General features: G+C 74.6%; 20 protein-coding genes. 9 read left to right on the top strand and 11 right to left on the bottom strand.

Annotation, left to right across the window (positions count from 1 at the left end; genetic code table 11):
- Nucleotides 1–172 precede the first annotated feature (172 nt).
- On the top strand, nucleotides 173–961 hold the full coding sequence (locus AB0P07_RS18250) for a hypothetical protein (RefSeq protein WP_365551748.1): 789 nt from the start codon (nucleotides 173–175) through the stop codon (nucleotides 959–961).
- Between the two features lie 27 nt (nucleotides 962–988).
- Here AB0P07_RS18250 and AB0P07_RS18245 read toward each other — a convergent pair whose 3' ends face one another.
- The 4 genes from AB0P07_RS18245 to AB0P07_RS18230 all read right to left on the bottom strand — a co-directional run bounded on the left by AB0P07_RS18245 (nucleotide 989) and on the right by AB0P07_RS18230 (nucleotide 3,629).
- Entirely contained in the window at nucleotides 989–1,639 is a 651-nt protein-coding gene (locus tag AB0P07_RS18245; RefSeq protein ID WP_365551745.1) for a hypothetical protein, read from the bottom strand.
- A gap of 410 nt (nucleotides 1,640–2,049) precedes the next feature.
- Complete coding sequence (locus AB0P07_RS18240) at nucleotides 2,050–2,874, bottom strand: rod shape-determining protein (RefSeq protein ID WP_365551742.1); 825 nt, start codon at nucleotides 2,872–2,874, stop codon at nucleotides 2,050–2,052.
- On the bottom strand, nucleotides 2,871–3,251 hold the full coding sequence (locus AB0P07_RS18235; RefSeq protein WP_365551740.1) for a TraR/DksA C4-type zinc finger protein: 381 nt from the start codon (nucleotides 3,249–3,251) through the stop codon (nucleotides 2,871–2,873). The genes AB0P07_RS18240 and AB0P07_RS18235 overlap by 4 nt, the downstream gene beginning before the upstream one ends.
- 51 nt (nucleotides 3,252–3,302) lie before the next feature.
- The gene (locus tag AB0P07_RS18230; RefSeq protein ID WP_365551737.1) at nucleotides 3,303–3,629 is read right to left on the bottom strand and encodes a TraR/DksA C4-type zinc finger protein; all 327 of its coding nucleotides are present in this window, start codon (nucleotides 3,627–3,629) and stop codon (nucleotides 3,303–3,305) included.
- A 412-nt stretch (nucleotides 3,630–4,041) separates the two neighbouring features.
- Here AB0P07_RS18230 and AB0P07_RS18225 point away from each other — a divergent pair, with 412 nt between their 5' ends.
- The 4 genes from AB0P07_RS18225 (at nucleotide 4,042) to secD (ending at nucleotide 8,714) form a co-directional block, all read left to right on the top strand.
- Nucleotides 4,042–4,989: a HAMP domain-containing sensor histidine kinase gene (locus AB0P07_RS18225; RefSeq protein ID WP_365551734.1), complete on the top strand. Its 948-nt coding sequence runs from the start codon at nucleotides 4,042–4,044 to the stop codon at nucleotides 4,987–4,989.
- A gap of 8 nt (nucleotides 4,990–4,997) precedes the next feature.
- Complete coding sequence (locus tag AB0P07_RS18220) at nucleotides 4,998–5,762, top strand: response regulator transcription factor (RefSeq protein ID WP_365551731.1); 765 nt, start codon at nucleotides 4,998–5,000, stop codon at nucleotides 5,760–5,762.
- 104 nt (nucleotides 5,763–5,866) lie between these two features.
- Entirely contained in the window at nucleotides 5,867–6,256 is a 390-nt protein-coding gene (locus AB0P07_RS18215) for a hypothetical protein (RefSeq protein WP_365551729.1), read from the top strand.
- 79 nt (nucleotides 6,257–6,335) lie between these two features.
- Nucleotides 6,336–8,714 (top strand): protein translocase subunit SecD, encoded by a 2,379-nt coding sequence (gene secD / locus AB0P07_RS18210; RefSeq protein ID WP_365551726.1) that lies wholly within the window; start codon nucleotides 6,336–6,338, stop codon nucleotides 8,712–8,714.
- Between the two features lie 59 nt (nucleotides 8,715–8,773).
- Here secD and AB0P07_RS18205 read toward each other — a convergent pair whose 3' ends face one another.
- Nucleotides 8,774–9,619 carry a GntR family transcriptional regulator gene (locus AB0P07_RS18205; protein WP_365551724.1) on the bottom strand — a complete coding sequence of 282 codons (846 nt, stop codon included), beginning with the start codon at nucleotides 9,617–9,619 and terminating at the stop codon, nucleotides 8,774–8,776.
- Nucleotides 9,620–9,788: 169 nt separating this feature from the next.
- On the opposite strand from AB0P07_RS18205, the gene AB0P07_RS18200 reads away from it, so the two are divergent.
- Nucleotides 9,789–10,634 (top strand): (2Fe-2S)-binding protein, encoded by an 846-nt coding sequence (locus AB0P07_RS18200; protein WP_365551721.1) that lies wholly within the window; start codon nucleotides 9,789–9,791, stop codon nucleotides 10,632–10,634.
- Nucleotides 10,635–10,891: 257 nt separating this feature from the next.
- On the top strand, nucleotides 10,892–11,956 hold the full coding sequence (locus AB0P07_RS18195) for a DUF2637 domain-containing protein (RefSeq protein WP_365551719.1): 1,065 nt from the start codon (nucleotides 10,892–10,894) through the stop codon (nucleotides 11,954–11,956).
- 56 nt (nucleotides 11,957–12,012) lie between these two features.
- Here AB0P07_RS18195 and AB0P07_RS18190 read toward each other — a convergent pair whose 3' ends face one another.
- The 3 genes from AB0P07_RS18190 to AB0P07_RS18180 form a co-directional block, all read right to left on the bottom strand.
- Nucleotides 12,013–12,438, bottom strand: a complete 426-nt coding sequence (locus AB0P07_RS18190; RefSeq protein ID WP_365551716.1) for an ATP-binding protein — start codon at nucleotides 12,436–12,438, stop codon at nucleotides 12,013–12,015.
- Between the two features lie 137 nt (nucleotides 12,439–12,575).
- Complete coding sequence (locus AB0P07_RS18185; protein WP_365551713.1) at nucleotides 12,576–14,318, bottom strand: pyruvate dehydrogenase; 1,743 nt, start codon at nucleotides 14,316–14,318, stop codon at nucleotides 12,576–12,578.
- Between the two features lie 28 nt (nucleotides 14,319–14,346).
- Nucleotides 14,347–15,987, bottom strand: a complete 1,641-nt coding sequence (locus tag AB0P07_RS18180; protein WP_365551711.1) for a protein phosphatase 2C domain-containing protein — start codon at nucleotides 15,985–15,987, stop codon at nucleotides 14,347–14,349.
- A 288-nt stretch (nucleotides 15,988–16,275) separates the two neighbouring features.
- Here AB0P07_RS18180 and AB0P07_RS18175 point away from each other — a divergent pair, with 288 nt between their 5' ends.
- A complete protein-coding gene (locus AB0P07_RS18175; protein ID WP_365551708.1) occupies nucleotides 16,276–17,259 on the top strand; it encodes a helix-turn-helix domain-containing protein in 984 nt (327 codons plus the stop codon).
- A gap of 70 nt (nucleotides 17,260–17,329) precedes the next feature.
- Nucleotides 17,330–17,812 carry a DUF456 domain-containing protein gene (locus AB0P07_RS18170; protein WP_263547541.1) on the top strand — a complete coding sequence of 161 codons (483 nt, stop codon included), beginning with the start codon at nucleotides 17,330–17,332 and terminating at the stop codon, nucleotides 17,810–17,812.
- Here the strand turns inward: AB0P07_RS18170 and AB0P07_RS18165 are convergent.
- From AB0P07_RS18165 to rsgA, 3 genes are all read right to left on the bottom strand, one after another.
- Complete coding sequence (locus AB0P07_RS18165) at nucleotides 17,775–18,305, bottom strand: methylated-DNA--[protein]-cysteine S-methyltransferase (RefSeq protein WP_365551705.1); 531 nt, start codon at nucleotides 18,303–18,305, stop codon at nucleotides 17,775–17,777. The two genes, AB0P07_RS18170 and AB0P07_RS18165, sit on opposite strands and share 38 nt — an antisense overlap.
- Nucleotides 18,302–19,744: an AlkA N-terminal domain-containing protein gene (locus AB0P07_RS18160; RefSeq protein WP_365551702.1), complete on the bottom strand. Its 1,443-nt coding sequence runs from the start codon at nucleotides 19,742–19,744 to the stop codon at nucleotides 18,302–18,304. The genes AB0P07_RS18165 and AB0P07_RS18160 overlap by 4 nt, the downstream gene beginning before the upstream one ends.
- Before the next feature lie 326 nt (nucleotides 19,745–20,070).
- Nucleotides 20,071–21,180: a ribosome small subunit-dependent GTPase A gene (rsgA, locus tag AB0P07_RS18155; RefSeq protein WP_365551699.1), complete on the bottom strand. Its 1,110-nt coding sequence runs from the start codon at nucleotides 21,178–21,180 to the stop codon at nucleotides 20,071–20,073.
- Nucleotides 21,181–21,466 lie beyond the last annotated feature (286 nt).

Below are 21,466 nucleotides of genomic sequence, written 5' to 3'. Positions count from 1 at the left end.
GGCCCGGGGCGCGCGGAGGCCGCGGAAGGGCCCGACGCGCTCCCAAACCTCGACGGCACGAAGTCCACGACTTTGTGAAAAGTTTCACCCATCCCCTTGGCCGGGCCGCCGTATCCGTGCTGAGATGCGGCCACCACTCGAGAGCTCGATGGCGTGCTAAGGGGAGGGCGACGTGGCGCATTCCGCCATGGCTGGTTCTGGCTGGGGAACGACCGAGGGTGACGATCCGCTCCAGACCGCGGTATGGCGGTTGCGCTCGCGCGGCTGCTGGGCCGACGCGGCGGCCCTGCTGGAGCCGGTCACCGCGGACACCGCCTTGCAGCGGACCGAGCTGCTGGTGGAGCGGTGCCTGTACACGGAGCAGGGCTGGGCCGAGGCCGAGGACGCGCTGCGCACCGCGGAGGCGCTCGCCGACAGCGACGACGAGCGCGGGGCCGCCGCCTGCGAACGGGGGCAGCTCGCGTACGCCGCGACGGTGCACGGGGTGCGCGACCGGGCCGACGAGGCGCGGGCCGCGCTGGGCCGGGCGGCGGCGCTGGTCGCGCCGGGGGCGAAGGGGCGGGCGTTGCTCGACTTCCGGCGCGGGCTGCTCGCGGAGAACCTGACCAGGTCCCCGCAGGCCGCCCGCGCGGCGTACCGGCGCGCGCACGCCGGCGCCACGGCGCACGCCGAGCCGCTGCTGCTGTCCTTCACCTGGCGGCATCTGGCCGGTCTCGCCCTGCGCGAGGGGGAGTTGACCGAGGCGCGGCACGGGTTCGCCGAGTCGCTGCGCATCCGGGAGGAGCTGGGGTACCTCGTCGGTACGGCTCCGGCGCTGGCCTCGCTCGCCGACGCCGAGTCGGAGCCGGAGGCGTCCCGGCTGCGGGAGGAGGCGCGGCGGCTGTTCCGGCTGCTCGGCGGGGTGCCGACCTGGCTGGCCCGGCAGTTGGCGCCGCCGGCGGCGGGCGCGGCGACGGCCTGAGGGAGCCGTGGGGGCATCGGGCGTGCGTCACGGGAATCTGCTCCAGCGCGGGGCCGTGTTGGCCCAGGCCGCGTCCCACTGGGCGAGGTTGCGCCGGTGCAGCACGAGGCCCGTGGCGGCGTGGACCGCGAGGCCGGTGACGACGAGGCCGAGGAAGGCGAGGATCGCCCAGCCCATGGTGCGGCTGCGGATCTGCTCCGCGGTCAGCGGCGGCTCCGTGATACGGCCCTCGTCGTCGACCCAGACCAGGACGGTGCTGTCCGCCGGCAGCCCCGGTTCGGCCTCGGTCGTCCCGGTCCTGCTCACCCCGTCGGGGCCGGTGTAGCGGACCGGGACCGGGTAGCGGGTCTCCCTCGCCTCGTCCGATCCCGGCTCGGGGTGGCGCGGGGCGTCGTGGGTCAGGACGGCGGGGCGGTGGTCCCGGGTCCGCTCCTCGTGCTCGGCGACGCTCCGGTAGTGCCGGTAGGCGCTGTCGCCGACGCCGGACATCGCCGCCGGGGCGGCCACCAGCACGGCGAGCACGAGCCCGAGCGAGACCCAGGCCCGCAGCCGGTCACTCGGCCTGCGCAGCGGGTTGCGCCGCCACCGCCAGAACAGGAGGTACGGGTGCCGCACGGGCCCGGGTTCGGGTTCGGGAACGGCGGGTGGCGGCTGGGCGGGGGGAATCTCTCCAGCCACGGTGTGTCTCCTTCCTGGGACGGCGGTCTGTCGGGCGGGGGCGCGCCGGGATCGTCTCGGGATCGCGCACATGGGCTGCGGGGCGGTCCACGGCCGACGCCGGGGCGGGCGTCGGCTGTACGAGCGGGGGCGGGAGCGGTGCGAGCGGGGGGATGGATGCGGCCGGAGGACGGGGCGGGCGGGGGGACGGGGGCAGCGCGGGCGGGAGACGGGGCACGGGCGCGGGGACGGATGCGGCCGGAGGCCGGAGTCACTGCAGGCGACGGGACGGAGTACGGACGAGGGAACGGATACGGCCGGAGGCCGGAGTCACTGCAGGCGACGGGCGGGGCGGGGGCGCCCGACGGAGGGGGTCGGCGACTGGGTGTCGGGCGGTTCCGCAGGGGGCCGGCGACGGGGCGGGTGCCGGATCAGTGCGGGTGGACCTCCGGTGGGTCCGTGCCCGTGGCGGACGGATGGGTGTGCGCCGCGTCCAGGAGTTTCGCGGCGCCGCGCACCGCGGCCGTGTGCGGGGCCGGCACCGCGCGCAGCGGTACGTGCAGCCGGTCGGCGAGCCGGCAGGTGATCTCGGGGCGCAGCGCTCCGCCGCCCGCCAGCAGCGGCCCCCGGCCCAGCGCGTCGACGGTGAGGGACGTGCCGTCCTGCCGGAGCATCGAGGTCGTCATGTCGGCCAGCGCCTCCCCGATCCGCGAGGGCTCAGTCGCGTCGTCGATGTCCCCCGTGCCCAGCGCCGTGCGGCGCGCGTCGAAGACGGCGCCGTCGACCAGGAGCACCACCTCCGTGAGATGGGCACCGATGTCCATGACGAGCAGCGGCCGGGTCAGGTCGGCGCCCGCCGAGAGGGCCACCGCCCGCGCGCTGGGAACGGTCAGCACACTGCGCGGGCGCAGCACCTCCACGGCCGTACGGGCCTCGGTGCGGTAGGCCAGCCCGTCGAGGACCGGCGCGGTCACCACGACCACCGGACGGGCGAAGCGGGGCAGCCGGTGGCCCAGCAGCCGGTCGAGCATCCGGGCGGTGCCCTGGGTGTCGACGATGGAGCCCCGCTGGATGGGGTACACCGCGCCCGCCCCGGGGAAGGTCACCGTCGGCACGTCGAGGATCATGCCGCGCCCGGCGACCCAGACGCGGGTACGGGCGCTGCCCATGTCGAGGGCGACGCCGCTGCACCGCCGGCACAGCGGCCGCGGCCGGGGCCGGGACAGCGCGGCGCGGGGCCGCCGGAGCACGGTCATCGCCCGGCCTCCCGCACCTGCTGGCAGCGGGCGCAGTAGCGGGCCTGCGGCACGATCATCAGCCGGTCGCGGTCGATGGTGCGCCGGCACAGATGGCATCGGCCGTACCGGCCCTCGGCCATGCGGTCGAGGGCCGCCTCGACGTCGGCGAGGACCATGCGCGCGGAGGCCGCCGGCTTGACCCGGACCTCGGTCTGCGCGGCGGACCGCCGCCGGATCAGCTCGTCGGTACGGGACGGGCCCGCCGCCATCCGCCGCAGCTGGTCCTCGCGGAACAGCCGTTGCTCCTGGAGGTTCTCCCGGAGCGCGGCGAGGTCCTGGGGAGACAGGGGCGACAGACGCGTGTCGCGGTCGTCGATGATCTGGTTGTTCACCACTTCACCCCTTGGGCAGGGCGGGAGGGACGAGTACGGGACGCAAGGGCGCGGTCAGGCGGCGGCGCGGCGCTGGCAGGCGACGCAGTACCTCGTGTAGGGAAGGATCTCCAGGCGCTCCCCCGGTACGGGCTTGCCGCAGCCCAGGCAGGTGCCGTAGGTGCCCTCCCCGACCCGGGCGAAGGCCTCGTCGATCTCCTTGAGCACGCGCTCGATCGCGGCCTGCTGCGCGGACATGAGCTGGTCGTCCGCCTGGCCGCTCTCGCCGAGGGCCTGCAGCTGGGTCATCCGGGTGTTGCGGGCGTGTTCGAGACGCTGGCGCGCCTCGTGAGCGGTCAGCCGCTCGGGGCGGGATTCGATGCGGGAGGCGTCGAGCGACACGGTGAAGGGTCCTTTTCTCGGAAGGTTCTGCGGGTTCTCGGAGGGTTCTTCGGGTTCTCGGAAGGTTCTGCGCATTCGCGAGGGTTATGGAGATCGCGAAGGTTCTGCCGGTATGCCGAGTGCCGGGCCGATCGGACCCGGTCGTCCTCAACCTTGGCCGGGCGGCCCCGGGAAACCCATCGGGCGCAGGACCCATTTGCACGGGGGCGCGGGATCCACACGCCGGTGTGCCGGGGCGGCCGTATGGGTGCGCGGCGAGCGGGAAATGGGGGTCGGAGCCCATCGACCGGACGGGTCCGCGAGGCGCAAGCTGGTCGCTTGCCCGGTCGCTACCTGGGCCGCAGCTCCCACCGAGGGTGCGCGACAGTAGAGGCGTACCAGTCGACACGTCGCTGAAGGAGGCGTACCCCCGGTGTCCCTGTTCTGGCGGATCTTCGGGCTCAACGCGGTGGTGCTGGGCTTCGCCACGGCGCTGCTGCTGTGGGCTCCGGTGACCGTCTCCGTGCCGATCCTGCTGACCGAGGCCGTCGTCCTCGTGCTCGGCATGGGCGTCATGCTGGTGGCCAACGGCGCGCTGCTGCGCTGGGGCCTGGCGCCGCTGGAGCGGCTCACCGGGCTGATGACCACCGTCGACCTGCTGCGTCCCGGGCAGCGGCTGCCGGTCTCCGGGGGCGGTGAGATCCCCGAGCTGATCCGCACGTTCAACGCCATGCTGGACCGCCTCGAGAACGAGCGGGCCACGAGCAGTGCCCGCGTCCTGCTCGCCCAGGAGGCGGAGCGGCGCCGTATCGCCCAGGAGCTGCACGACGAGGTCGGGCAGAGCATGACGGCGATCCTGCTGGTCCTGGGGCGCGCCGCGGACGACGCCGACGAGCCGCTGCGCGACGAGTTGCACCAGGCGCAGGAGATCACCCGGGAGAGCCTGGACGAGGTCCGCCGTCTGGTGCGCCGGCTGCGGCCCGGCGTCCTGGACGACCTCGGTCTGATCAGTGCGCTGTCCTCGCTCACGCACGACTTCGCCACCCACACCGGCCTGCGGGTGGTGCGCCGTTTCGACGCCGACCTGCCGGCCTTGGACCACGAGACCGAACTGGTCCTCTACCGGGTGGCGCAGGAGAGCCTGACCAACGCCGCCCGCCACGCGGACGCCGAACGGCTGGAGGTGGGCCTGGCCCGCGCCGACGGCGCGGTGACCCTGACCGTCGCCGACGACGGCCGCGGCATCGAGGCGGCGCACGAGGGCGCCGGCATCCGCGGCATGCGTGAACGGGCCCTGCTCGTCGGGGCCGCCCTCGACATCACGTCGGCGCCCGGCGCCGGCACCCGTATCCGGCTCACCGCGCCCCTTCCCAGGAAGTAGCCCCGACCATGCCCGACCCGTCCCTGCCCGAGCCGTCCGCGTCCGACCGCACCGCCGCGTTCGCGACGTCCGCGGACGGCCCGTCCCAGGCATCCGCGTACGGCCCGTCCCAGGCATCCGCCCCGGCGAAGATCCGCATCCTGCTCGCCGACGACCACGCGCTGGTACGCCGCGGTGTGCGCCTCATCCTCGACCGCGAGCCGGACCTCGAGGTGGTCGCCGAGGCCGGGGACGGCGCGGAGGCCATCGACATGGCGCGGGCCCACGAGGCCGACCTCGCGGTCCTGGACATCGCGATGCCCCGCCTCACCGGTCTGCAGGCGGCCCGCGAGCTGGCGGCGCTCAAGCCGGGACTGCGCATCCTGATGCTGACGATGCACGACAACGAGCAGTACCTGTTCCAGGCGCTGAAGTCGGGTGCCTGCGGATACGTGCTCAAGTCGGTCGCCGACCGGGATCTCGTCGCCGCCTGCCGGGCCGCGATGCGCGACGAGCCCTTCCTCTACCCGGGTGCGGTGACGGCACTCATCCGCAACTACCTCGACCGGGTACGGCACGGCGAGGAGACCTCCGACCACATCCTCACGCCCCGCGAGGAGGAGGTCCTCAAGCTGGTCGCCGAGGGCCACTCCTCGAAGGAGATCGCCGAGATGCTCTTCATCAGCATCAAGACCGTCCAGCGGCACCGGGCGAACCTGCTGCAGAAGCTCGGCCTGCGCGACCGCCTGGAGCTGACCCGGTACGCCATCCGCGCCGGGCTCATCGAGCCCTGACGCTCCCCCGGACCGCCCGTGGCTCTGGCCGCCCACTCCCCGGCCGGAGCCCCGGGCTCCCCCACCCGCCAGGCCCGCTCATCCACCACGAAAGGGGACGGTGCATGCGACGACGGCTCGCGTGCGTGCTCACCGTCCTGCTGACCGTCCTGCTGCCCCTGGTCCCGGCCTGGCCCGCGGCCGGTGCGCACGTCGGTCCGAGCGGTCCCCTCGCGGCGGCGGCCGCCACGGCCGTGCCGCACCCGGCCCTCGACCTCCACGCCGACGACGGCTGCACGCCGGTCTGCGCCACCCAGCCCCGGGCCCGGCACGACCAGCCGGCCGGTCGTCCCACGGCACCGGACCAGCACCCGGCGACCACCCCGTACCCCGGGGGTGGCGCCGCCCCCGGCGGCCACGCACGGACGTCGTTCGCGCCCGGCCCGGTGCCGGTCTCCCCCGGCCGCGCGAGCCACGACAGCGGCCGGGCGCCACCCCTGTCCTCCGGCACCTGAGACACCACTCCTTCCTTTCACCTTCTTCCGCCGCGGCCGCGCTCGGCCGCCGCCGCGGCGTGCCCGCCGGAGGCCCGTGTTGAAACGCTCCCGTCCCCCTTCCCGCACCCGTTCGCGCTCGCGTTCCCGCTCCCTGAGCGTCCGCGCACTCCTCGCGCTCGCCGTGCTGGCCGCGTCCGTCGCCCTCGCGCTGACCATGCCGGTCCGCCTCGGGCTCGACCTGCGCGGCGGCACCCAGATCGTGCTGGAGACCCAGTCCACCGAGACCACCACGGCCGACCGCGAGGCCACCGACCGCACCGTGGAGGTGCTGCGCGGCCGCATCGACGCCCTCGGCGTCGCCGAGCCGACCATCGTCCGCTCCGGCGAGAACCGGGTCGTCGTCGAGCTGCCGGGCGTACAGGACCCGAAGCAGGCCGCCGACGTGCTGGGCCGCACCGCGCAGCTCACCGTCCACTCGGTGCTCGGCCCGGCGGAGAACCCCGCCGACGCCGCCGACGGCAGGACCGAGGCCGCCGAGAACGGCGAGCGGGTGCTGCCGGACGAGTCCGGGCAGTCCCTGCGGCTGAGGGCCGCCGCGCTGACCGGGCAGGACGTCAAGGGCGCCGACGCCCGCTTCGACCAGCGAAACGGCGCCGGCTGGACCGTCACCGTCGACTTCAAGGACTCCGGCGGCGACCGCTGGGCCCAGGTGACCGGCGAGGCGGCCTGCAATCCGGCCGGTGCCCCCGAGCGCCGGGTCGCCATCGTGCTCGACGACAAGATCATCTCCTCGCCCCAGGTCGACCCCTCCGTGTCCTGCGGGGCGGGCATCACCGGCGGCTCCACGCAGATCACCGGCTCCTTCGACGACGCCGAGGCGCGCGAACTGGCCCTGCTCATCCAGGGCGGCGCCCTGCCCGTGCCGGTCGAGACCATCGAACAGCGCACCATCGGCGCCACCCTGGGCGACGAGGCCATCAACGCCGGCGCCTGGGCCGCCGTCATCGGCACCGCGCTGACCGCGCTGTTCATCATCGTCGTCTACCGCCTGATGGGCGCCCTGGCGACCGTGGCCCTGCTCTGCTACGGCCTGATCTCCTACGCCGCCCTGGCCGCGGTCGGCGCGACCCTGACCCTGCCGGGACTGGCCGGCTTCGTCCTGGCGATCGGCATGGCGGTGGACGCCAACGTCCTGGTCTTCGAACGGGCCCGCGAGGAACAGGCGGCCCGGACCCGTCCGAGTACCCGGTCGGCGCTGACCGCCGGTTTCCGCAGCGCCTTCAGCGCGATCGCCGACTCCAACATCACCACGCTGATCGCCGCCGCCCTGCTGTTCTTCCTGGCCTCCGGCCCGGTCAAGGGCTTCGGCGTCACGCTCGGCATCGGTGTGCTCGCCTCGATGGTCAGCGCCCTGGTGATCACCCGAGTGCTGGCCGAGTTCGCCGCGAGCCGCCCGGCGGTCTTCCGCCGCCCCGGCATCACCGGCATCTCGACCACCGGGCCGGTCCGGGACGCGCTGCTGCGCCGCAACCCGTTCCTGATGGCCCGGCCGCGCCGCTGGCTGGCGGCGTCCCTGATCGTCATGGTGGTGGCGGGCTCCGGCATCCTGGTGCGCGGCCTGAACTTCGGCATCGAGTTCACCGGCGGCCGGCTCATCGAGTACTCCACCGCGAACCAGGTCGATCCCGACCGGGCCCGGGACGCCCTCGCCGACGCGGGCTTCCCGCGCGCCGTCGTCCAGTCCTCCGGGGACGGCGACCTCACGGTACGCACCGAGGAGCTGACCGACGCCGAGGCGGCGACCGTCACCAAGGCCGTCGCCGAACTGGGCGGCGAGACGGACAAGGTCCGCGACGAGCTGATCGGTCCGAGCCTCGGCGAGGAGCTGCGCCGGGACGCCCTGATCGCCCTCGGCCTCGCCCTGGCCGCCCAGCTGGCCTACCTCGCGGTCCGCTTCCGCCTGCTGTTCGGCACGGCGGCGGTCAGTGCGCTCGCCCACGACGTGGTCATCCTGGTCGGTGTGTTCGCCTGGCTGGGCAAGCCGATCGACGGGGTGTTCCTGGCCGCGCTGCTGACCGTGATCGGCTACTCGGTGAACGACTCGGTGGTCCTCTTCGACCGCGTCCGGGAGTTGCTGGGCAGGGAGCGGAAGGCGCCGTTCGCCCGGCTCACCAACGACGCGATCCTGCAGACCCTGCCGCGCACGGTCAACACCGGCATGGGCGCGGTGCTCATCCTGGCCTCGCTGGCGGTCCTGGCCGACGACTCGCTCACCGACTTCGCACTCGCGCTGCTGATCGGCGTGGGAGTCGGGACGTACTCGTCGGTCTTCACGGCCTCTCCCCTGGCCATCGAGCTGCACGACCGCGGCACCGGGTCCCGCTCGGCGCGCCGCAAGGGCGGCAAGGGGCAGGGGGCCGGGAAGACCGACAAGCAGGTCCCCGCGAGCCGCACGGAACGGCAGGAGGCCCTCTAGGGACGGACGGTCCGGAGGGACGCGTGGCCGCCCCCGGCTCTGAGCGGGGGCGCCCCCGCTCAGAGCCCCAGGACCCCGGAGTCCTGGCGCGCGCCCGCGAAGTGCTGCCCGACCAGGGCCCGCACCACGTCCGGGTCGCCGGCGATCAGCGCGTCGAGGAGCGCGGTGTGCTCGTGCGCGTCGGCGACCAGGTCGGCCCGCCCGCGCGCGGCGGGCGCGCCGGCCGGCGGCCACTGGGCGCGGCGGTGCACGTCACCGGCGATCCGGACGAGCTCCTCGTTGCCGGCCAGGGCGAGCACCGCGCGGTGGAAGGCGCGGTCGGCCTCGGCATAGGTGGCCGGGCAGCCCAAGGAGGCGGCGCGAGCGGTGACCTCGGCGAGGGGGCGCAGCTCCGCCCAGCGCTCGGCGGGCACCGTACGGGCCAGCCGGAGCCACACCGGGACCTCGATCAGGGCCCGGACCTCGGCCAGCTCGGCCAGTTCCCGGTCGCCGCGTTCGACGACGCGGAAGCCGCGGTTGGGGACGACCTCGACGGCGCCCTCCAGGGCGAGCTGCTGCATGGCCTCCCGCACGGGGGTGGCCGAGACGCCGAACCGCTCGCCGAGCACGGGCGCCGAGTGGACCTCGCCGGGCCGCAGCTCGCCGGTGACCAGCGCGGCGCGCAGGGCGTCGAGGACCTGCCCGCGCACGGAGGAACGCTGGACGAGGGCGCGCGGGCGGGGCGTGGAAGGGCCGGGTACGGACGGTGCGGACGGTTCGCCGTGGGTGTGCTCGCCGCGCGCCGAGCCGTCCGGTTCCCCGCCGGCACGCGTGCGGTCCGCCGCCGAGGGCTGCACCGGAATCCGCACCGTTGCCGCCGCCGTACCCGCACCGGTTCCTGCGGCGCCCTGCGCGCTGTGCTTCACGGGTCCTCCTGCGGGACGTGTCGGTACTTGAGGTCATTGCGGCGGGTTGTGACCTGTCCGTCAAGCACCATAGGCGCAGGGGCCGCCAGTTCAAATCCCCGGAACACTTGGGTAAGGTAAGGCTTACCTTTAAGCAGCCTGTTGTCCCGACGTGGATCGGTGGTCCCGCATGCCTGTCGCCCGTACGGCCTTCACGGACGCCTACGCGCGCCTGTCCGAGGTCCTCCCCGGGCTGGGCGTCACCGAACTGGGCGCGGCCGACGGGATCCCGAGCGGCGACGGCTGGTTCACGGCCGCCTCGCTCGCCTCGGACGGGGCGGAGCTGGCGGCGTTCCTCGCCCGGGACGAGGCGCAGGTGCTGCGGGACTACGGGCAGCGGGCCCGGCCGGACGTGATCGCCAGCTTCGGCCTGCACCGGTACGCGTGGCCGGCCTGCCTGCTGATCACCGTGCCGTGGTTCCTGCACCGCCGGGTGCCGCGCCTTCCCGCGACCCACGTGGCCTACGACCGCACGGCCGCCGGGCTCCCCCTGGGCCGGATGGCGGTGCGCGCCACCTCGTTCGCCTGTCTGCCGGGCGATCCGGCCGCCGCTTCGCCGGGCGCCCGGGTGGTCGCCGACGAGGAGGCGCTGCGCGCCGAAGTGCGGGCGGCGGTCGCCGAGCACATCGAACCGGTCCTGGCCGGATTCGGCCCCCGGATGCGGCGGCGCGGACGCGCCCTGTGGGGCATGGCGACCGACGAGGTCGTCGAGGGCCTGTGGTACGTCGCCCACCTGCTCGGCGAGCAGGAGCGGGCGCGGCACGAGCTGGAACTGCTGCTGCCGGGCGCCACCAAGCCGTACGTCGGCGACGCGGCGTTCCGCGAGCTGAAGGGGCCGGACGGCACACCGCTGCACACCCGGGACCGGGCGAGCTGCTGCCTGTTCTACACCCTGCGCCCGGAGGACACCTGCGCCACCTGCCCGCGCACCTGCGACGCGGACCGCGTCGAGAAGCTGCTCGCCGCAGCCGGCTGACCCACCGTCGGCTAAGATCATCGGCGTTGTTTCACAACTCCCCCACCCGTCACGGGAACTTTCCGTGGAACCACCCGTACGGGTAGTCTTATTCGAACTCAACTCCCGCCCCTCACGCGGCAGTTCGAGCAGAACGCCGCCCTGGGCACTCTCTCTGCACTTCCTTGGCGGCCTCTTGCCCCGAAACCCCCTGAGGGCCGCTGGGTTTGGGCCACCATGGCGGGCGTTACGCCCTATCCCACTGCAAGGGACCCCAGATGAGATTGACCGACATATCGCTGAACTGGCTGCTTCCGGGCGCCGTGCTGCTCCTGGGCATGCTGGCGGCGGTGGCGGTGCTCGCGCGCGGCAAGCGTTCCTCGGGGAAGGACGCGGGCGCGGACGACTCGTGGGAGCGGATGGAGGAACGCCGCCGGCGCAAGGAGGCGCTCTACGGCACCTTCTCCTACGTCCTGCTCTTCTGCTGTGCCGCGGTCGCCGCGGCGCTCTCCTTCCACGGTCTGGTCGGCTTCGGCGAGCAGAACCTCGGCCTGAGCGACGGCTGGCAGTACCTGGTCCCGTTCGGGCTCGACGGCGCGGCGATGTTCTGCTCCGTCCTCGCGGTGCGCGAGGCCAGCCACGGTGACGCGGCGCTCGGCTCGCGGATACTCGTGTGGGCCTTCGCCTTCGCCGCGGCCTGGTTCAACTGGGTGCACGCGCCGCGCGGCCTGGGGCACGCGGGTGCCCCGCACTTCTTCGCGGGCATGTCCCTGTCGGCGGCGGTGCTGTTCGACCGGGCGCTGAAGCAGACCCGCCGGGCCGCCCTGCGCGAGCAGGGTCTGGTGCCCCGTCCGCTGCCGCAGATCCGCATGGTCCGCTGGCTGCGCGCGCCCCGGGAGACGTACCGCGCCTGGTCGCTGATGCTCCTGGAGGGCGTGCGCAGCCTGGACGAGGCGGTCGAGGAGGTGCGCGACGACCGGCGCCAGAAGGAGGAGAAGAAGCTGCGGCGGCGCGAGCAGGAGCGGCTGGAGCGGGCGCAGCTCAAGGCGATCAGCCGGGGACACGGCCATCGCGGCTTCCCGGGCCGCGGCGGCCGCCAGGTCGAGGTCGAGGTGCAGCAGGTCGAGCGCGGCTCGGAACGCGCCTCCGCGGAGCCTGCCATATCGCCCCCGGAGCAGCTGCCCCCGGCGAGCCGGCGCCCCTCCCTGCAGCCCGTGCGGAGCGGGTCTGAGCAGATGAGGGTGGAGACCGTGGACCTCACCGCGGAGGACGACACACAGGCCCTGCCCCGCCTGGACTCCCTGGAGCGCAAGCTCAAGGATCTGGAGCAGCAGTTCGGTTAGGGCTGGTCCGAGCGACACCGTGGCGACTGCCTGGGGCGTCGGGGCATCCCGGCGCCTCAGGCCGCTTCCGCGCCTGCTTCCCCGCCCGGTTCCGCGCCCAGCTCGAACCAGACCGACTTGCCCGCATCGCAGGGCCGTACGCCCCAGTCGTCGGCGAGCGACTCGACCAGGAACAGGCCTCTGCCGTTGGTCCTCCCCTCCTGCGGGGCGCGCGGTCTGGGCTGCCGACCGCGGCCGGTGAAGTCCCGCACCTCGACCCGCAGGGCACGCGGCCCGACCGTCGCGGTCAGGACGGCGCCCTCGTCGGTGTGGACGAGCGCGTTGGTGACCAGCTCGCTGGTGAGCAGCTCCGCGACCTCCGACTGTCCGGGCCCGCCCCAGTGCCGCAGCAGGTCACGCAGGGCCCGCCGGGCCTCCGGCACCGCCCGCAGATCGGCCCGGCCGAGCCGTCGCCTGAGCTGTGACACCGCCTCGTCCTTCATGTCCCCCGTCGGCGCGCTGATGTCGCTTCCCCCCGTCTGTCGCGTCCGTCCCGTCCGGGTCGAACATCTTCACGGGGAAAGCCTTGCCCGTTCGGGCCCCGGGCAGTCATCGAGTTTCGGGCGGACGGTCCGATCGGTCACGGCCGGGGGACGTTGCGCAGGTTGGAGCGGGCCATCTGGAGCATGCGGCCGACGCCGCCGTCCAGGACGATCCTCGAGGCGGACAGGGCGAAGCCGGTGACCATCTCGGCGCTGATCTTCGGCGGAATGGACAGGGCGTTGGGGTCGGTGACGACGTCGACGAGGGCGGGACCCTTGTGCTTGAACGCCGCCTTCAGCGCCCCCGCCAGGTCCTTGGGCTTCTCCACCCGTACGCCGAAGGCGCCACAGGCCTCGGCGACGGCGGCGAAGTCGGGGTTCTTGTTGGCCACCCCGTGCGAGGGCAGGCCGGCGACCAGCATCTCCAACTCGACCATGCCCAGCGAGGAGTTGTTGAAGAGTACGACCTTCACCGGCAGGTCGTGCTGGACGAGCGTGAGGAAGTCGCCCATCAGCATGGTGAACCCGCCGTCGCCGGACATCGACACGACCTGCCGGCGCCGGTCGGTGAACTGGGCGCCGATCGCCATCGGCAGCGCGTTCGCCATCGAGCCGTGGGAGAAGGAACCGATGATGCGGCGCCGGCCGTTGGGCGAGATGTAGCGCGCCGCCCAGACGTTGCACATCCCGGTGTCGACGGTGAACACGGCGTCGTCGTCGGCCATTTCGTCGAGCACGGCGGCGACGTACTCGGGGTGGATCGGGACGTGCTTGTCGACCTTGCGGGTGTAGGCCTTGACGACGCCCTCCAGCGCGTCCGCGTGCTTCTTCAGCATCCGGTCGAGGAAGCGGCGGCTCTTCTTCTCCTTCACCCGCGGGATCAGGCAGCGCAGCGTCTCCCGGGCGTCGCCCCACACCGCGAGGTCCAGCCTGGAGCGCCGGCCCAGGTGCTCGGGCCGGACGTCGATCTGGGCGATCAACACGTCGTCCGGCAGGAAGGCGTTGTACGGGAAGTCGGTGCCGATCAGGAGCAGCAGGTCGCACTCGTGGGTGGCCTCGTAGGCGGCGCCGTAGCCGAGCAGTCCGCTCATGCCGACGTCGTAGGGGTTGTCGTACTGGATGAACTCCTTGCCCCGCAGGGCGTGCCCCACCGGGGCCTTGAGCTTCCCGGCGAACTCCATGACCTCGGCGTGCGCGCCCGCGGTGCCGCTGCCGCAGAACAGGGTGACCCGCTCGGCGTCGTCGATCATCCGCACCAGCCGGTCGATCTCCTCGTCGCCGGGCCGGACGGTGGGCCGGGAGGTGACCAGAGCCGTCTGCGCGGCCCGCTCCGGGGCGGGCTCGTCCGCGATGTCGCCGGGCAGCGAGACGACGCTGACGCCGCCCTGGCCGACGGCGTGCTGGATGGCGGTCTGCAGCAGCCGGGGCATCTGCTTCGGGCTGGAGATCAGCTCGCTGTAGTGGCTGCACTCGCGGAACAGCTGGTCCGGGTGGGTCTCCTGGAAGAAGCCGAGTCCGATCTCGCTGGACGGGATCTGGGAGGCGAGGGCCAGGACGGGGGCCATGGAGCGGTGGGCGTCGTAGAGCCCGTTGATGAGGTGGAGGTTGCCGGGTCCGCAGGAGCCGGCGCACGCGGCCAGCTTGCCGGTGATCTGCGCCTCCGCGCCGGCGGCGAAGGCGGCGGTCTCCTCGTGCCGCACATGCACCCATTCGATGCCGGAGTGGCGGCGCACGGCGTCCACGACGGGGTTGAGGCTGTCCCCGACGACTCCGTAGAGGCGCTCGACCCCGGCGCGGGTGAGGATGTCGACGAACTGTTCCGCGACGTTCTGTTTGGCCATGGGTCCAGCTATGCCACAGCGAGCGGTCTCACGCCTCCCAAACGGCGGCGGCCGTACGGTCGTCCGCGTATCCCTTGACCCGGACGCGGCCGTCGGCGAGGAACTCCCCGAGTCCGGGCGCCGGGCGGCCCGTCCATCTACGGGCGAGGAGCTCGCCCAGACCCGGCTCGTTCAGCAGCGGCTCGGCGAGGCCCGCGGTGCACATCAGGAGCACGTCACCCGGGCGGGCTACGGAGGCCCGGAAGCGGAAGGGCTCGCGGGGCGGTTCGGCGGGCGGGCCGTCGTGGGGTCCCGGGGCCGTGGTGATGCCGAGGTCCACGGTGAGCCGGTCGCCGTCGGGCGTCTCGGCGGGCGCGTCGTCGGGCGTGCCGCCGGGGGCGCTTCCGGGCGTTCCCCGGGGCGCGGAACCGAAGCCGAGGACGGGTTCACCGGTGACGTCGCCGACGTCCGGCTCCATGTCCTGCCACGCGCCGTCGCGCAGCCGGAGCAGTCCGCCCGCGCCGACGCCGAAGAACACCCGGGTGCGGCACTCGGGGTCGGCGGGCAGCAGCAGGCAGCGCAGGGTGGCCGCGTACTCGTGCGGCTCGAGACCCTGTTCGGCGGCGCCGGCGCGGAGTCGGCCGAGACTGCGGTCGGTGAGGCGGTGGAGGCCGGACTTGAGGTCGCCGCGCCGGGCGGCCCGCAGGTCCTCGGCGAGCCGTGCGTGACTGTGTCCGACGGCCCGCCCGATCCACCGGCACACTTCGGCCGCCGCCCGGTGCGCCCCGGCGGTGGCGCGGGCGCCGGTCGCCATCGCCACCAGGACCAGCGCCTGCTCGCCGGCGCCGAACCGGGCGACGAGCAGCGCGTCGCGCCGTGGCTCGCCCCGGTACCGCGCGGAGTCCCCGCGCACGGAGACGGCCCGCAGCGTGCACGTCCCGTACCGGGCGCCTTCCAGCACGGTGTCGGGGACCAGCCCGTCGAGACCGTCGGGATCGGCGGGCGGCAACGCGGTGGGCTCGGCGTCGTAGGTGGGCGGTCCGCTGCCGACGTAGCCGGGGTCGGCGCCGTCCGCTTCGGTCGGCGCCGAGGGGAGGAATGCGGGCGGGAGCGGGGGCAGGCCGGACGCGGTCCGGGGCTGCGAAACGGCGGCCGGTGGCTCCGTGAGGTCGGCGGCTCCGGTGCCCGAGGTGGTGAGCCCGCGCGGTCCGCCCCCTCGCCCCCGGCCGCCGGATGCCGGGGCAGGCGGTACCGGGGGCGCGGACTCCGCGACGCCGGTCCCCTGCGGGGCCGCTGCGGGCGGCACGGCGCCGGGCACCCCGTTCTCCGGCAGCACGGCGCCGGACCCGTCGTTCCCCGGCGAAGGCCCGGCACCGGACCGCAGTGGCCCGTCGGCGCCTGCCGGGCCCGCGCCGCGGGGGCCGGGGATGTCCGGGGTGTTCGCCGGGGACGCCCACCACGGAGACCGGGGTCCGGGCGGGACGGGGTCCTGCGGGGGCGGGGCCGCAGCGTCCTCGGTGCCGTCGGCCGGACGGCGGGCCACCGTGCCGGACGCCGAGGCGAAGCGGTCGTCCAGGGAATCGGGTGCGGCCGTGGGGCCGGTGTCGTCGGTGGAGTCGTCGTACAGCTGACCCCACCAGTCGTCCTCAGGACCGGTGGGACCGGTGGGCCTTCCCCCCTGCTGACTCATGCTCCCGATTGTCCACCGAGGGAGCCGGGTGAGAACGGGGCATCGGGAAATTCGGGCGGGCCGACGCGCGCCGGGCGGCGTGTCGGGGGACGCGTCGAACGCTTCTCCGAGGCGGGGCGGCCGGGCGGCCCCACCCCCCACGGGAGGACCGCCCGGCGACGCCACCTTGGCAGAGTGACCGGCGGTACGGCGATGATGTCCGCGGGCGGGTTTACGCCGTGGCCGTTTTCCGCCACGGACGTCCCCGCGGCTGGTGATGTTCATGGGTTCGGGGAGGGGCGACGCCTGATGCTGGGAGTGCTGGGACTGGAGGACACGCAGGAGGCGGCGTACCGGGCGCTGGTGTCGGTGGGCGCCGCCGACGTGCCCGATCTGGCGCGGCGGCTGACGCTCGGCGAGCAGGACACCGAGCGCGCGCTGCGCCGGCTGGAGCAGCACGGGCTCGCCGCGCAGTCCTCGGCCCGTCCGGGACGCTGGGTCGCGGCCCCGCCGGGCGTCGCGCTGGGCGCCCTGCTCACCCAGCAGCGGCACGAGCTGGACCGGGCGGAACTGGCGGCGGCGCTGCTGGCGGAGGAGTACCGGGCGGCTGCGGCCGAGCCGGCCGTGCACGACCTGGTGGAGGTGGTGACCGGTGCGGAGGCCGTCGCCCGGCGCTTCCTCCAGCTGCAGCTCGGCGCGAGCGACGAGGTCTGCGCGCTGGTCACCGACCGGCCGGTCGCCGTGACCGGCATGGAGAACGACGCGGAGGAGCAGGCCACCGGACGCGGTGTCCGTTACCGCGTGGTGGTCGAGCGGTCGGTGCTCGACCTGCCGCACGGCATCACCGAGCTGACCGCCGCGCTGGGCCGCGACGAACAGGTCCGGGTCGTGGACCGGGTGCCGACCAAGCTGGTCGTCGCCGACCGCTCCCTCGCCCTGGTGCCGCTCACCGCGCACTCCTCGGAGCCCACCGCGCTGGTCGTGCACGCCAGCGGCCTGCTCGAACTCCTGTCGGGCCTCTTCGAGGCGGTGTGGCAGGACGCCCTGCCGCTGCGGCTGGGCGCCTCCGGGGTGACCGAGCACGGCCCGGACGGGCCCGACGGCACCGATCTGGAGATCCTCTCCCTGCTGCTCGCCGGTCTGACCGACGCGAGCGTCGCCAAGCAGCTCGACCTGGGCCTGCGGACCGTACAGCGGCGGGTGAAGCGCCTGATGGAACTGACCGGTGTCACCACCCGGCTCCAGCTGGGCTGGCACGCCTACGAACGGGACTGGGTGGCCCGGAAGCCCTGAGAGGCCGCCTCCCCCACCCCCGCCGTGCCGGACTTCTGCGGACCGGGCCGGACTCCGGCACCCTGGACAGATGGGAGCGTGGGACCTCCTGCTGGCCGGCCTGGTCATCCTGCTCGGGCTGTGCGGCGTCCTGCTCCCCGGCGTGCCCGGGTCGTGGCTGGTGTGGGCCGGGGTCCTGTGGTGGGCGCTGAAGGACCCGCAGCCGCTCGCGTGGGCCGTCCTCGTCGGCGCCACCGTCGTGCTGCTGCTGTCCCGGGCGGTGCGCTGGGCGCTGCCGCGCCGCAGGAGACGCCGGGACGAGGCCATGCGCCGACTGACGGCGTACGGGGGCGCCGGCGCCGTCCTCGGTTTCGTGGTCGTCCCCGTACTGGGCGCGATCCCCGGCTTCCTGGGCGGCGTCTACCTCGCCGAGCGGCTGCGGCTCGGGCGGCACGGCGAGGCGATGGCGTCGCTGCGGACGGCGATGCGCCACGGCGGCACCGACCTGCTGACGGAGCTGTTCGCGTGCCTGCTGATCACCGGGGCGTGGCTGGGAGCGGTGCTGGCCGGCTGACCGGGGCGCCCTCCAGCGTCAGCAGCCGCGTCTTGCGTTCCAGGCCGCCCGCGTACCCGGTCAGGGAGCCGTCGGCGCCGATCACCCGGTGGCAGGGGCGCAGGATCAGCAGCGGGTTGGCGCCGATCGCGCCCCCGACGGCGCGTACCGCGGGCCGCGAGGCCCCGATGCGCGCGGCGATCTCGCCGTACGTGGTCGTAGCCCCGTAGGGCACGTCGTCCAGGGCCGCCCAGACGCGCTCCCGGAAGGCGGTGCCCTCGGCGCGCAGCGGCAGCCGGAATCCGGTCGACTCCCCGGCGAAGTAGGCGCCGAGCTGCTCCCGGGCCGCCCGGAACGGCCCGGCGTCGTGCCGCCAGCCGTCCTGGACGCTGCGGCCGCCCTTCTGCCCGGGCACGGACAGGGAGGTGATCGCCCCGTCGGGTCCGGCGGTCAGCAGCAGCCGTCCGACGGGACTGCCGATCTCGTGCCAGTAGGTGGTGGCGGGGGTGGTCATCGGTCGTTCTCCCACTCTCCTGCTGCGCGCAGGTGGTTCAGTGCGTACGAGCGCCAGGGGCGCCAGGTGTCGGGGACGGCGGGGCCGGGCGGGCCGACGTCCGGGTCGCCGAGGGCGCGGGTGCGCACGACGGCGACGGTACGGGCGTCGAGGCCGGGCACGGCGAGCAGGGCGCGCTCGGCGTCGTCCCGGTCGGCGCCCGGGTCCAGGCGTACGGCGCCGTCGGCGAGGGCGGCGGCGAGCGCGCCCGGGGCGCCACAGGGCGCGGCCTCGGCGAGGACGGCCGGTTCGGGGAAGAGGTGGGTGAGGGTGCCGCAGGGCGCGTCGAGTGCCTTGCCGTACCGCTGGACGAGCCGCTCGGACTCCGCGCGCCCCACCAGGGCCCGTACCGCGAGTTCGTCGGGGTCGGCGGTGCCCGGTGAGCGCAGCCCGGGGCGGGCGGCGACCAGCGGGGCGAGCCGGGGGTCGGCGCCGAGCCGCTCGTCGACGGCGTACGGGTCGGCGTCGAGGTCGAACAGCCGCCGCAGCCGCTGTACGGAGGTGGTGAGGTCGCGCAGGTCGGTGAGGTGGAGGCGGGCCTCCAGCCAGCCGCCGCTGCCGGTCCGGCCCGCCCGGTCCGGCCGGTCCTGGCGCCCCGGCCGTTCCTGGACGGCGACGATCCCGGTGCCGTACGGCAGGCGCAGGGTGCGCCGGTAGACGCGGCGGCCGGGTGCGCCGCTCACCTCCTCGACCCCGGCGACGGCCTCCCGCTGGAGCAGGTCGAAGACGGGACCGGGCTGGTAGGGCCCGCGGTGGGCGAGGCGCAGCGGGACGCCGGCGGTGGGGGTGGCCGTGCGCCGGGCGGCGCGGTCGTGGGCCGGGGCGGCGGCGCGCAGCTCGCTCGGGGTGGCCGCGTACACGGCCCGGATCGTGTCGTTGAACTGCCGCACGCTGGCGAAGCCGGACGCGAAGGCGATCTCGGTGACCGGCAGGCCGGTGGTCTGCAGCAGGACGCGTGCGGTGTGCGCCCGCTGGGCTCGGGCGAGGGCGACGGGTCCCGCGCCGACCTCGGCGGTGAGCTGGCGCTGCACCTGGCGGGCGCTGTAGCCGAGCCGGACGGCCAGTCCGGCGACGCCCTCGCGGTCGACGACGCCGTCGCCGATCAGCCGCATGGCCCGGCCCACGACGTCGGCGCGGACGTTCCAGTCGGCGGAGCCCGGCACGGCGTCGGGACGGCACCGCCGGCAGGCCCGGAAACCCGAGCCCTGCGCGGCGGCGGCCGTGGGGAAGAACCGCACGTTGTGCCGCTTCGGCGTGACCGCCGGGCAGCTGGGGCGGCAGTAGATGCCGGTCGTCTCGACGGCGAAGAAGAACGCGCCGTCGAACCGGGCGTCCCGGCTCCGCACGGCCTCGTACCTGCCGTCCTCGTGCGTCTTCTCGTACTGCGCTGTCCCTGTCACGCAGTCCAGTCTCCGCCGGACCGGCGGACCGGGCTGGCGGAAATCGGACACCACGTTGGAGCGGCAGCGGGGCTGGGGGGCGTCGTTTGGATCGTGCCGGGGTCGCGGGGCCTGGCACGCGCTCTTCCACTGCCTGAAGGCCGTGGGAGGGGCCCCAGCGGCGTTGTCGTCGGTTGCCAGGGCTCCGCCCCGGCACCCTCCTCCACCTCGCAGCCGCACGCTCCCCCACGCTCGGCTTGGCTCGCGCGGGAGGGGCCCCATCGCCCCCACTCGGGTCGGCCACGAGGCACCGTTGCCTGCAGCCGACCCGATCCGAACGACGCCCCCTAACGCAGGCCGCCCCGCTTGGCCTCCATCGCCGCCTTGCCGATGGCGCCCCGGCGCTTCCATTCCTTGCGGATCTCGGCCCGCAGCCGGGCGTCGGTCTTGGCGACGATGCGCTGGTTCTCCCGCACGAGCTTGCGGTAGCTCTCCAGCCGTCGCACGGGCAGTTCCCCGCTGTCGATGGCGGCGAGGACGGCGCAGCCCGGCTCGGACTCGTGGGCGCAGTCGTGGAACCGGCAGCCCTCGGCCAGCTCCTCGATCTCGGCGAACACCTGCCCGACCCCGCCGCCCGCGTCGAAGAGCCCGACGCCCCGCAGACCGGGGGTGTCGATCAGCACTCCCCCGCCGGGCAGGGCGAGGAGGTTGCGCGTGGTGGTGGTGTGCCGGCCCTTGCCGTCGACGTCGCGGATGGCCTGCACCCCCATGACGTCCTCGCCGATCAGCGCGTTGGCGAGGGTGGACTTGCCGGCGCCGGACTGCCCGAGCAGCACGGCCGTGCCGCCGGAGACGACGGCGGCGAGGACGTCGAGCCCCTCGCCCTGCTCGGCGCTGACGGAGAGCACCGGCACGCCGGGCGCGGCCGTCTCCACGTCCTGGACGAGGTGCGCCAGGGTCACCGGGTCGGGCACGAGGTCGGCCTTGGTGAGGACGACCAGGGGCTGCGCCCCGGATTCCCAGGCGAGGGCGAGGAACCGTTCGATCCGGGCGAGGTCCAGCTCCCCCGCGAGCGACACGGCGACGATGGCGTGGTCGACGTTGGCCGCGAGGATCTGCCCCTCGGACCGCTTGGAGGAGGTGGAGCGCACGAAGGCGGTACGGCGCGGCAGATACGTGCGTACGTAGCGCGGAGTGCCGCCCTCGGGGTCGACGGCGACCCAGTCGCCGGTGCAGACGACGCGCAGGGGGTCGTTGGGGGTGACGAACGCGGTGTCGGCCCGCAGGACGCCGTCCGCGGTGACGACGTCGCACTGACCCCGGTCGACGCGGAGGACCCGGCCGGGCAGCAGCCCTTCGGCGGCGTGCGGCGCGAACGCGTCGGCCCAGTCGTCGTCCCAGCCGTAGGACGTCAGGGTGGAGGAGGGCAGGGAGGAGGAAGCGGAGTGGGAAGTCAAGGGTGACCCTTCACAAGGGCGGCCCCGGCGGCGCGTGCACAAACGCGCGGAAGGAAGTGGTGTCAGCCGGTGGCCACGGAGGTGGACTTGATGATCCGGAATCGGGCAGCGCCCGGCGCGGCGACAGTCATCGGTCAACACCTCCAGGTCATGCGCGGCAGACGGCGGCTACGGAGCAGCCGCGGGAACGAACACGACCTTAGCCGCCGCCCCGAACCACGCACCAGCGGTTTTCGGGGAAGCGGCCTCGGCGCCCCTCCGTGGGGCCGGCGGCCTCATGACCTTC

It is taken from the genome of Streptomyces sp. NPDC085944 (assembly GCF_040686295.1).
GTDB classification, from domain to species: domain Bacteria; phylum Actinomycetota; class Actinomycetes; order Streptomycetales; family Streptomycetaceae; genus Streptomyces; species Streptomyces salinarius.
This window is presented reverse-complemented; position numbering and strand designations above follow the sequence as displayed.